Genomic DNA, 12,610 nt, shown 5'->3' on the forward strand with positions numbered 1-12,610 from the left:
TATGCAAACAATAGAACAATTATTAGAGTCAAAAGATATACGTGTTACGGTAATGCGTTTATTGATTTATAAGTTTCTTGCAGAGAAACAAGTAGCAGTAACATTAAGTGATATAGAAAATGCTTTTGAAAAAGCAGATAGAACCACATTGTACAGAACTATTAAAACATTCGAGGAAAAGGATATTGTGCATCAAATAGATGATGGCACTGGAATCACTAAATATGCATTGTGTGAAAAGGGCTGTAATTGCGAGATTGAAACCGATTTGCATTTGCATTTTCATTGCAATAACTGTAATGAAACCATTTGTTTAACAGAGCATAAAATTCCCCAAATTAAAGTACCTGATGGCTTTGTTTCGGAAAATGTAAACTTGGTTGTAAAAGGTATTTGTGATAAGTGTAGTAGATAACAAATGCACTTCCATTGCACTTACTATTAGATTATTTTTATAAAAAATTAGTGGATATGAAGTTTAATACTAAAATACCTAAACCTCTTAAACAGGCTTATAACGAAGAATTAAAACGATATAGTTTCTGTTTAGAAAATAAGCAGTATAGTAATGCTTGGTATCATTTAGAACGCAGTCATATCATAGGGCAATCTTACCCAATAGAACATACCTATTCACATTGGTTAATGCTAAAGTTTGGATTTATGCAAAAAGATACTAAAGAAGTACTCGGTCAAATTATTAGGTTACTTGTTGGTGGTTGGAAATCATTTATTGACCACGTGCCACTTGGTAACACAGGCGGTGCAAACGTACCACCATTAAAATCTATGCCTATACCTAATGATATTAAAAATTTATTCAATTCAAAATGAAGAAAAAGAAAGTCAATTTAAGAGATTTAAAACTAAATTCAGAAGAACAACATTCTCACGATGATGGTCACGACTACGGAGATGGTAGCGCATTCAAAACATACATTCCTGCTATCATAAGTTTTGTAATGTTAATTGTAGGTATCGCTGTAGATTATTTTGATGCGCTTCCTCAATTTAAAGGATGGATTCGAGTAGTTTGGTATACTTTAGCATATATACCAGTTGGATTTCCAGTAATTAAAGAAGGATGGAAAAGCCTTATAAAAGGCGATGTTTTTACCGAGTTCTTTTTAATGTCTATTGCCACGATTGGTGCATTTATAATTGGTGAATATCCAGAAGGTGTTGCAGTAATGTTGTTTTACGCAGTTGGCGAATTGTTTCAAAATGCAGCAGTTAACAGAGCAAAAGGAAATATAAAAGCCTTACTTGATGTAAGACCAAATGAAGCTCTGGTATATCGCAACAATAATTATGTGTCTGTAAGTCCAGAAACGGTTGAAATTGGTGAAAAAGTGCAAGTACGTGTTGGAGAAAAAATCCCTTTAGATGGTATTCTACTTTCCGAAAAAGGTTCATTCAACACAGCAGCATTAACAGGCGAAAGCAAACCTAATACGATTGTAAAAGGCGAAAAAGTATTTGCAGGGAGCATTAATTTGGATGGAGTAATTGAAATTGAAACCACCAAAGAATTTAAAGATAGTTCCATAGCAAGAATTTTGGATATGGTACAGAATGCCACAGCTCGAAAATCTAAAACAGAATTATTCATTAGACAATTTGCAAGAATTTACACGCCAATCGTTGTGTTTTTAGCCATAGGTGTTACGTTTCTTCCATACTTTTTTGTAGATGATTATGTCTTTAGAGATTGGTTGTATCGTGCCTTGATTTTTCTTGTAATTTCGTGTCCTTGTGCTTTGGTAATATCAATTCCATTAGGTTATTTCGGTGGCCTGGGAGCAGCTTCAAAAAACGGTATATTATTTAAAGGAGCTTCCTTTTTAGATGCAATGACTAAAGTAAATACTTTGGTAATGGATAAGACAGGAACAGTTACTAAAGGTGTCTTTAAAATCAAAGAAGTCAAAGCTATTGGTTGGGAAGAATCCGAATTTATGAAGTATCTAATGGCAATGGAAGAACAATCCACGCATCCAATCGCAAAAGCCATTCTGGAATATAAAGATGAAGGTGCAGACTATGAGGCTTCCGAAGTATCTGAAATAGCAGGAAAAGGTTTAAAAGGTATTGTAAATGGTAAGACTGTTTTAGTTGGTAATAAAGCCCTAATGACAGCAAATAAAATTAATGTTTTAGAGGAAACAGAAACTATTGTAGAATCGATTGTTTTGGTTGCTATTGATGGCACATTCGCAGGCTATGTTGTTATTGCAGATGAATTAAAAGATGATGCAAAAGAAACGATTACTTCATTGCATAAAGTTGGTGTCAAAAATATAATGATGCTCTCTGGCGATAAGGATTCCATTACTCAAAAAGTAGCTTCCGAATTAAAAATCGAAATAGCTAAAGGCGGTTTGTTACCAGAAGATAAATTAAATGAAGTTGAGCTTTTAAAACAGAATCCAGAAAACAAAATTGCATTTATTGGCGATGGTATTAATGACGCACCAGTTTTAGCAGCAAGTGATGTAGGTATTGCTATGGGTGGCTTAGGAAGTGATGTAGCTATTGAAACAGCAGATGTTATTATTCAAACAGATCAACCTTCAAAAGTGGTAAAAGCCATTAAGATAAGTCGTTCTACCCGAAAGATTGTATGGCAAAATATCATATTAGCATTCGGTGTAAAATTGATTGTTCTAATTTTAGGAGCAGGCGGTTTGGCTACAATGTGGGAAGCTGTATTTGCGGACGTAGGCGTAGCATTATTAGCAATATTGAATGCCGTTAGACTACAACGAATGGAATGGAACTAAATATAAAGAAATCAATAGAAGCGGTTATATAATCAATAAGTTTTGATGTAGTTTTTCTAATTATTTAATCTCAATAAATAAATGTAAATTAGCAATGAAAATATAGTATAGCGTTAGCTATTTAATCTTGTTCGAAAAAACTGGTAATTTTTGAATGTGTACGAGATAAATAGACGATACGCTCACGTTACGGCGTGGGCTTAGTTTATTTGTGCACAGGTATACCAGTACCCTTCGAACAGTAAGCTACAGTTCCACGCTTATCGTTTGTACTAACATCATTTTGGAACTGGGTGAGTAAAAAAATACTTATGAAAACCTACTCATTAAAAAATGTATCTACATTTCTATTTGTTTTATTAGCAATTAATCTTTTTGGACAAAAACGATTGTCAGACAAACCAATTATTCATGAGAAAATTGTTGTTAATTCAAAGAAAATCAGTTCAAATATTTCAGCAACTACAGTAATGTTTTTAGATGACAATAGAAATCTAAAGACAGCTATTATTCAAAAAAATGGATTGAGTTATGTGAATACCATTTTACTTCTTAATGACAATTGCTCAATAGATGATATTGGTGATTTACCAATTCTCATAAACTCAGGAAATAAAAGTGTGATAACTGCTTTAATTCCGTTAGATCGTTTTGAAGAAGTTATTGCCAATAACTGTGTGAAGTATTTAGACGTTGGAGTTCCTTTTGAAAGTACATTAGATGAAGCGAGAAACTTGACTAATGTTGATTTAGTGCATTCTGGTTCTGGTTTAGATTCTAGCTATGATGGCTCAGGAGTTGTCGTAGGAGTCATAGATGAAGGGTTTGATTTTACTCATCCTACGTTTAGAGATACAAATGGAGATTCTAGAATAAGTCGTGTTTGGATACAAGGAGATAATTCAGGGGTAAACCCCAATGGTTATAATTATGGTTCCGAATACGTTGGAGGGGCACAAATATTAGCAAAACAAAGCGACATGAATGATAAATCTCATGGAACACATGTCGCAGGCATTGCTGCTGGCTCTGGAATTGATGGAGGTAATGATAGTTTTCAAGGAATGGCATATAATAGTGAAATAGTATTAGTGTCCTATAATTTGCCTGTTAATCAAACAGGACCAAACACTAACACAAATGTTATAGATGCACTAAATTACCTAGTGAATTATGCAAATTCAGTAAATAAACCTTTAGTGATAAATATGAGTTTTGGGACTCACTTTGGTCCACATGATGGAAGCTCAATTTTGGATCAAGAAATAGATAATTTAGTTGATGAGGGAATAATCATTGTAGGAGCAGCAGGTAATGAAGGAGCTAGAAAGATTCATGTGTCATCTGATTTTAATCTGAATGAATCAAAATTCTATTTTGTTGAGAACAATGAAAGTCAAATGCCTTTTATTGATATATGGGGAAATGCCAATACGGATTTCAATGTGAGTTTCAATATTTACAATACAATTACTGATACATGGATTGATGTATTGCCTTATATAAATACTAATACATCAATTATCGGTCAAGAATTACTTAGTGATGCTATAGATAATGATCAGTGGAGTATAAACTATGTTGTTTCAAATGAACTTAACCAAAAACCACGGGTAACGCTTAATGTTGATTTTGCAGGCGACTTATCATTAAATGATGGAGATATTTTTGTATTAGAAGTGAATGCAGAGAACACATCTATTGATGCATGGTGTACGTCTTCAGGTTTTACCTCTGAATTCGAGAATTATGGTTATAACAATGTTGTAGATGGAGATAGTAATATCACCTTACGTGAAATTGGAGGTACAGCAAATGAAATTATAACGGTTGGAGCTTATACTTCAAAGAATAACTACAATGATTTTTTTGGTAATAACCACAATGCCAATTTTTTTACTGCTATTGGAGAGATTGCACCATTTTCTAGTTTGGGTTCTACAGTAGATGGCAGAATGAAACCAGACATAACGGCTCCAGGAAATACTATAGTGTCATCTGTGAGTTCTTTTGATTCTAATTATATGGCTTCTAGTTCATCTGTTGTGAATGGTGTAACAGATGGATCACAAGAATGGTGGTACGCAACTTTAGAAGGGACTTCTATGGCTGCTCCAGTAGTGACAGGAATTATTGCATTATGGCTACAGGCTAATCCAAACCTTACGCCAAATGATATAAAGCAATTACTAGACAACACGTCAATTCAAGATGCATTTACAGGAACTAGTGCTAACAATATTTGGGGAAGAGGAAAGATTGATGCTTTATCTGGTATGTCTTTAATTGAGCAAACATTAAGTATTGATGACCATACACAAAATAGTAATCTTATTTTATATCCAAACCCAACTTATGGTATTATTAATATTAGGACTACTCATGTCTATTCTGATTTTAAATTATTTAATGTTCTGGGTCAAGAGTTTAAGAATTTCGAAGTAAAAAGCACTTCTCAAGGTTATGTTTTGGATGTATCAAATTTGAGTTCTGATGTTTATTATTTGCAGGTAATAAATAATAATGTAACTGAAGTATTGAAGGTTGTTAAGAGCTAGTTATAATTCAGAATATAGTCCGAACTTATTAGAATAAAGTGTAATAAAACAGAATAAAAGAGAACAAAAGAGAACAAAAGTGTGATTTTTAGTAATAAAGCGAACTTTTTAGGAACAATTGTTCGGTTTGTTCGAAAAATGTCGATTATTCAAATAATATTCTGATTATTGGATTTTTTTTATATCTAAAGAATAAGGTTCAAAACCTCTATTTCTTAATTCAAAATTCATTAAAACCTCAAGGTGGTTTCGTGAATTTCGAATGAGTTTTTTGATATGAATAGAATTTTTTAAAAAAGAGTATAAAATGACAAATAGCATTCCCAATAGAAAAGAAATTCCATCAGAAAGCACATTAATTATTATGTCATATACTATTTCCATTGCTTAAATATACAAAAAAAGCGAATAAATTGACCTCAGGGTTCATAACCCAGAGGTCAGATTCTGGGGTTCGAATCCCTTACTCTCCGCAAAGCTTCAACCGTCTCCTTAGAAGGGAGGTGGTCAAACGTTATGGTAAACCATAAATATCTTTTTTTTATAAATTGTATTTTTCAATTTATGTTACTTAATAATGGTGCTTTTCTAATTCATTACTTATTAATTTATGTATATTTAGATTCTCCCTATTATTAATTAATAAGCTTTTAATTAAGTTTTTACTATGTTGTATTATCGTGCAACTATGTTTCTATATATAAATTTTGAAAAACGTTTTAAATGTGGAATGATAATGAAACTAATTCTGACTTCATAGACTATCAGCATCTAGTGAATGCAGTTACAAGTATTGTGAATAATAATAGTTTGTTGCCTTGTAGTATAGGCGTTTTTGGCGATTGGGGGAGCGGAAAATCTAGTCTTATGAAAATGGTAGAGGAAACCTACTTGGAAGACAAAGATGTCCTAATCATTAATTTTAATGGATGGTTGTTTGAAGGTTATGAAGATACCAAAACAGTACTAATGGGAAGGATAGTTAATGAAATTATCAAAAAAAGAAAGCCTCAAGACAAAGCATTAAAAATAGCAGCAAAACTACTTCGAAAAATAGATTTATTAAAAATAGGGCAATCTGCAGTAAAACATGGTGCGGGATTTATGTTGATGGGGCCTGCTGGTCTTGCTTTAACCACTACTTCAGATGTTTTGGGTAAATTATCCAATGCAAATTATGAAGACTATATAAAAAAGCAAAACGAAAATGCTGATCCAGATGAGATTCTAAAAAATGATATTCAAGAATTTCATTTAGCATTTGAGGAATTAATTGAAGAGACCAATATTGAAAAAATAATAGTTTTTATTGATGATTTGGATAGGTGTTCTCACGATACAGTTATAGGAACTCTTGAAGCAATAAAACTATTTTTGTTTGCAAAAAAAACGGCTTTTGTAATTGGAGCAGATGAAAGGCTTATTAAACATGCGGTCAGAAGAAGGTTTCCTGAAATACCAGGGGATAATACAGAAGTAGGACGTGATTATCTAGAAAAACTTATACAGTATCCAATACGAATACCTCCACTTAGTGATTTAGAATTAACTACATATGTTAATTTGTTATTTACTAATCTATATACGGATGTGGGCGAGTTTGAGCATATAAGAATCGGTGTTTTAGAAGAAAAAAATAAAGATCAATTTGGTTTTACATTTAGACTCGAAAATGCTGGCGATTTTATTAATGAGGTAAATGATGATTTAAAGGAGGCTTTACTTCTTTCTGCTCAATTAGTATCTGTTTTAGCGGTAGGTCTTAATGGTAATCCAAGGCAAACAAAAAGGTTTTTAAATACACTTTTGCTAAGACATCAAATGGCAAAATCTAAAGGAGAGAACCTTGACAAGCGTATATTAGCAAAACTAATGTTGTTAGAATACTTCAAATCTGAAACTTTTAAAAGCTTTTACCAGAAACAAGCAAAAAATCAAGGCATAATTTCCGAATTAAAATTGATGGAAGAAGTTGTGCTAAAAGATGATGAAGAGAAATTTGAGGAGTTATCTGTTGAATATCAAAGCTATTTGCAAGATTCTTGGATTAGAAAATGGGTGTCGTCAGAACCTAACCTATCGGATGTAAATTTACAATCTTATTTTTATTATTCAAGAGATAAATTATCTGTATCGGGAACGAATATTCAAAGAATGAGTTCTCAAGCTCAAGATTTATATATTAAAATTCTTAATGATTCCGAAACGATAAGAACTTTAGCTTTAAAGGAGTCAGGTTCTCTTAGTGATGGAGATTCTTCAGCTATATTTGAATCACTTGCAGATAAAATGAAAAATGAAGGTGAACAGTCAGGTGAATCACCGACTATTAAGCGCTTGATAGACTTCTGCAATGTTAGAAATGAACTCATTTCTCAATTATTAAGTTTAATAGATAAATTGCCACATCAAGTTTTGCCGTTAAGTATTAATACATGGTTACTAGAAATATCGGAAGGTACTTCGCATCAACCAACAGTAATTAAGATGGTACAAGACTGGAGTCTAAGTTCAACGAATAAACGTTTAGCAGGAATTGCTAAACGTAAATTAAAAAGTATATAATAGATTATGGGAACTTCTGCATCAGGTACAGGTCCAAAAGGAAAAACACCACTATTGCCTAGTTGGGCAAACAGTCCAGACGGCTCGCCAGAAATGGAACAAGACGATGAAATTAGCCAACAAGTTGAAGATACTCCAAATGTAACATCAGATTCAGCTCTTGATATGATTCCGTCCCAAAAATTGACAGGCACCAAAAGTATTCTTACTAGAATTTCAAATGGAGGTGGAGGGTCTAGCTTTAAGACTTTCGCGAAATCTTATATAAAATCATCAGGAGGTAGTAGAGCCGCTACAAAGGCATCAATAGCAGGAATTAATGTTGGTAGAAGCTATCTTGGATTTTTATCAGGTGTTTCTAAAGATGGTTTTAATGAAACTTTACAGAAATATGATCTTTCAGATTGTGTAGGCAAATCTAGTGAGGAAGTCATGGCAAAAATTGCTGATAGAATAGCTCCAACAGGAAGTACTAACGATGAGGCTATAGCTCGTGCTGCCGTAATGATAGCATTTGATAAACTTTACGAGAAAATTCTTGATAGTGGAAAAGATATTAATTCACTTGATAGTATTGATTCTGAAACATTATCAGATACAGTAATTGAGTTTGTTAGTGCATATATATTTAAAAAATGGGTATATGAAGCAGGAATTGCTCTCGAACGAAATGATTTATCTGAAAGTGAAGCAATAAAATTAGAAAATGAAATGCGCTTTTTTATCCAAGATGAAGTAAAAAACGGATTCAAAAAAACTGACATTTCGAAAATTGATTTAGCTCAAGGTCAAGGGCGTAAACTAATTGAGGACATATTTGAACTCGCATATTCAACACTAGAAAAATGAGTATTTGGCACATAATTATAAAAAACAACGAGAACGATATTTTTGATAAGAAAATATCTAGTTCGGAAGAAAAATATATTCTTAATACGGTTCAATTACCAGATATTCCATCCGCATTTGGAACTAATATTTTTAAAGAATTTAGATTATCTAAAATTGAACCTAGAGATGCTGTTGAGGATTTGTTGCACTTGTCTCTTGGAGTTTATACAACTGACCAAGTTGTTTCAAGAAAAATATATGGCTTCCAAGAATGGAGCCGTCATTTTAAACTTTATATGCCAGTTACTTCTCTTGAAAAATGGGAAAATGCAAAAGAAGATTTAGAAAAACTACTTTCATTCCTTAGTGGAGATAAATGGGAGATTTATTTTAGACAAAAAATAATAGCAGACGGAAAACAAATTAAACTTCTTAACGATAGTAACCCTAAAAAAATAGAAAAAGTAGCTTTGTTTTCAGGAGGAATGGATTCTTTCATTGGAGCGATTGATTTACTAGAAAGCAAGAATAAAGTGTCTTTTGTTAGTCACTATAAGAGAGGTGCAGATAAAAGTGCTCAAACTAAATTGTATGATTCCTTGAGGAAGAAATATGGCGATGATTCTTTTATAAATTATCAATTTTATTTACAACCTAATCAGCAACATGAAAATGCAACAAAAGAAGAAACCTCAAGGGCTAGGTCGTTTTTGTTTTTATGTCTTGGATTAATAATAGCAAATACTCTAGATGAAAAAATCGATTTCATAGTTCCAGAAAACGGTTTGATTTCCTTAAATGTTCCTTTGACAGGAACTAGACTGAGTAGTCATAGCACAAGAACTACCCATCCATATTACTTGTCTACTTTTAAAAAAGTTATTCTTGAATTAGGAATAAATAATAAAGTTATCAACCCATATCAGTGGAAGACGAAAGGAGAAATGATGATTGAGTGCGATAATCAAAATCTTCTTAAAAGCCTTAATGCAGAAACACTTTCCTGCTCTCATTCAGAGAATAGTAGATACTCAGGGATGAGGCCAGGTATTCAATGCGGATATTGTGTGCCTTGCATTATAAGACAAGCTGCTGAGAAAAAAGGCGGAATAATGGGGACAAAATATGTTCATAATATATCTCAAAGCGTCCCATCACAAAAATTGGTTTCAGGGAGTGATATTAGGGCATTCAAGCTGTCTCTTAAGCGCTTAGAAACGAAATCAATAAGAAATATAATATTTGATATTCTAAGTTCTGGTCCCTTACCATTCGAAAATAGAAATCAACTAAATGAATATATAAATGTATATCAGCGTGGTATGAAGGAGGTAAAAGAATTTTTAGAATGAAATACCACGATACACATTTTCATTTAGATTTAATGCCTAACCCTATTGAAGTTGTAAAACAAATAGAAAAATCAAAGATTTATACAATTGCTGTTACCAATAGCCCCGAAGTATTTCACTATACTGAAAGTATTGCAAAAAACACTAAATACATAAGACCAGCCCTTGGTTTACACCCTGAATTAGTTGGTGAGCGATATAAGGAAATTAAAAGATTTATCGAATTAATTGATAGAACAAAATACATAGGAGAAATTGGATTAGATAATTCTGATAAGCCTTTATCGGATTATAAAAAACAGATAGAAGTTTTTGAGAAAATTATTGCATCGTGTGCAGATTATGAGGATAAGATATTAACTGTCCATAGTAGAAGAGCAGAAAGTGATTTGCTTGATATATTAGGTAATGATTTTCCAGGAAGAGTTATTTTACACTGGTACTCAGGTTCTATTAAAAATCTTGAAAAAGCTATCTCAAGAGGATATTTCATTTCGGTAAATTATCAAATGACAAAATCTATAAAGGGACAAAAAATTATTGATTGTATTCCTAGTAATCAAATTTTATTGGAATCAGATGGTCCATTTATATCCAGAGGAAATAATAAGTTTACACCCATGATGGTCAATATTGTATTAGATAATCTTTGTGTTTTAAAGAAATCTAACAATGATGAATTAAAGAATATTATTTTGCAAAATTTTTATGACTTAATCAGAGATAAATAATTAATCTACAGAAATAGCGAAAGTGTCTATAGTAAGAAACATTTAAAATCATATATACCTTATTACGGAATTAGCGATTGGGTTATGATATTTGATTATTTAAAAGATAAAATAAATCACAAGCTAAGTAATTAGATGCTATTTCAATGAGTAGTTAAAATGAGGTTCGAAATCACTTAAGTTCTCTTAATTAGAAATGAAATAAATACCTATGCCAAAGAAAAACCGTCCAAACATTCCACAAAAAAATAAGGTTAGAGCAGAACTTCAAAAAGAGACTAATTCAGTTTGCCCTTTTTGTGATAATGATGATGTAGGTCATTTTGAAATTCATCACATAGATGAAAATCCTTCCAACAATGAAAATACTAATCTAATTTTAATATGCCCTACTTGCCATTCTAAAATAACGAAAGGAGATATTTCAAGGATGGAGGTAGTTAAACATAAGCAGGATTTATATGTTAAAACTCTAAAAGTTCAATTTATATCTACAGGAGTAGACTCGGTCAATTGCAGTTGGAAGCCTATAAAAGATGTCCCGAATGCTTTTGAAGCATTAGAAATGAAATCACTTTTTCCAATATTCAACTTTAGTTTTATTAACGAATATGATAGAACTATACTATTGACGAATGCTACTATTAAAGTCAAAAGGTTACCGATTGGATTAGCTGGACCAGATATTCCTTTGCCAAATATTTTAAGGCCTGTCATAAAATATAAGCTCAAAATTCCATCTGATGGGAAAAAAGTCAACTATAGATTAGAAGAGGAAATTGAAATCCCGCAAGGAAGGGCTTTTAAATTTCAGTTAGAGCTTTTTGATGAATCTATGGAACGATTCAAACTACCATTTAATAAATACGTATTGTATTTTGAATTTGGGTTTAATAATGATTTTTATGTCAAAATTCCAGATGTTTTATTAAATACTAAAGAGGATTATGATAAATTATCATATTATGGGCTAGATTAAATTCAATCACAAGAAATTAAATTCTTAAATAAGTTTAACAATTGGTTCGAGAATAGGTCAATGTAGTGTACTAAAGGCTTTAACAAATATGTTGAAGCCTTTTTATTTTCAATATCAATTAAATCCCGTAACTTTGATTTAACCCAAATATAAAGTTATTATGATTGACAATTTTCTGTCAAATTTTCAAGACGGTGTTTATCATGTCATGAACATCAAAGCCTACGATCACATCTTATTTTTAATTGTACTCGCTGTTCCGTATGTATTTAAAGACTGGAAGCGCATTTTATTGCTCGTTACAATATTTACACTCGGACATTGTATATCATTAGGACTAACAACATACGATGTTATTAATGTTAATGCCAGGTTGATTGAATTTCTAATCCCACTCACTATTTTAGTCGTTGCATTGTTTAATGTGTTTACAGCTGGAAAAAAATCACACGGAACTAAAGTCGGACTCCTGTTTTTTGTCACCTTATTTTTTGGATTAATTCACGGACTAGGATTCGTTGGTACATTTGAAAAGATGATTTCAAGTTCAGAAAACAAAATTCTGGCACTTCTAGAAATAGGGTTAGGAATTGAAGTCGGACAACTTGTTATGGTGTTTATCGTAATCTTCTTAGGGTTTTTATGTCAAACTATTTTTAGATTTTCTAAACGCGATTGGGTTATGGTAATTTCAGCAATAGTTGTTGGTTTTGTGTTACCAATGTTAATTCATAATAATGTTTTCAATTAATATTTATCAGAGAACATATAAGTTTTGATAAAACTTTAACGTTATCAAAGTCTTAAAAGA

At 31.9% G+C, this 12,610-nt stretch carries 10 protein-coding genes; all 10 read left to right on the forward strand.

Annotation, left to right across the window (positions count from 1 at the left end; translation table 11 throughout):
* Nucleotide 1 precedes the first annotated feature (1 nt).
* The 10 genes from H7350_RS05015 (at nucleotide 2) to H7350_RS05060 (ending at nucleotide 12,550) form a co-directional block, all read left to right on the forward strand.
* On the forward strand, nucleotides 2-415 hold the full coding sequence (locus tag H7350_RS05015) for a Fur family transcriptional regulator (protein ID WP_204344764.1): 414 nt from the start codon (nucleotides 2-4) through the stop codon (nucleotides 413-415).
* A 56-nt stretch (nucleotides 416-471) separates the two neighbouring features.
* The gene (locus H7350_RS05020) at nucleotides 472-834 is read left to right on the forward strand and encodes a DUF3703 domain-containing protein (RefSeq protein ID WP_204344765.1); all 363 of its coding nucleotides are present in this window, start codon (nucleotides 472-474) and stop codon (nucleotides 832-834) included.
* Nucleotides 831-2,783 carry a heavy metal translocating P-type ATPase gene (locus tag H7350_RS05025; RefSeq protein WP_204344766.1) on the forward strand — a complete coding sequence of 651 codons (1,953 nt, stop codon included), beginning with the start codon at nucleotides 831-833 and terminating at the stop codon, nucleotides 2,781-2,783. Before H7350_RS05020 ends, H7350_RS05025 begins: the two co-directional genes overlap by 4 nt.
* A 311-nt stretch (nucleotides 2,784-3,094) precedes the next feature.
* Entirely contained in the window at nucleotides 3,095-5,341 is a 2,247-nt protein-coding gene (locus H7350_RS05030) for a S8 family serine peptidase (protein ID WP_204344767.1), read from the forward strand.
* Nucleotides 5,342-6,064: 723 nt separating this feature from the next.
* A complete protein-coding gene (locus H7350_RS05035) occupies nucleotides 6,065-7,906 on the forward strand; it encodes a KAP family P-loop NTPase fold protein (protein ID WP_204344768.1) in 1,842 nt (613 codons plus the stop codon).
* Nucleotides 7,907-7,912: 6 nt separating this feature from the next.
* The gene (gene qatB / locus H7350_RS05040; protein ID WP_204344769.1) at nucleotides 7,913-8,755 is read left to right on the forward strand and encodes a Qat anti-phage system associated protein QatB; all 843 of its coding nucleotides are present in this window, start codon (nucleotides 7,913-7,915) and stop codon (nucleotides 8,753-8,755) included.
* Nucleotides 8,752-10,089 carry a Qat anti-phage system QueC-like protein QatC gene (qatC, locus tag H7350_RS05045; RefSeq protein ID WP_204344770.1) on the forward strand — a complete coding sequence of 446 codons (1,338 nt, stop codon included), beginning with the start codon at nucleotides 8,752-8,754 and terminating at the stop codon, nucleotides 10,087-10,089. The genes qatB and qatC overlap by 4 nt, the downstream gene beginning before the upstream one ends.
* Entirely contained in the window at nucleotides 10,086-10,820 is a 735-nt protein-coding gene (gene qatD, locus H7350_RS05050) for a Qat anti-phage system TatD family nuclease QatD (RefSeq protein ID WP_204344771.1), read from the forward strand. The genes qatC and qatD overlap by 4 nt, the downstream gene beginning before the upstream one ends.
* A 211-nt stretch (nucleotides 10,821-11,031) precedes the next feature.
* Nucleotides 11,032-11,799, forward strand: coding sequence for an HNH endonuclease signature motif containing protein (locus H7350_RS05055; RefSeq protein WP_204344772.1), 768 nt, complete (start codon nucleotides 11,032-11,034; stop codon nucleotides 11,797-11,799).
* A gap of 160 nt (nucleotides 11,800-11,959) precedes the next feature.
* Complete coding sequence (locus tag H7350_RS05060) at nucleotides 11,960-12,550, forward strand: HupE/UreJ family protein (RefSeq protein WP_204344773.1); 591 nt, start codon at nucleotides 11,960-11,962, stop codon at nucleotides 12,548-12,550.
* The last annotated feature ends 60 nt before the right edge of the window (nucleotides 12,551-12,610 follow it).

Source organism: Psychroserpens algicola (genome assembly GCF_014526325.1).
Classification (GTDB): Bacteria; Bacteroidota; Bacteroidia; order Flavobacteriales; family Flavobacteriaceae; genus Psychroserpens; species Psychroserpens algicola.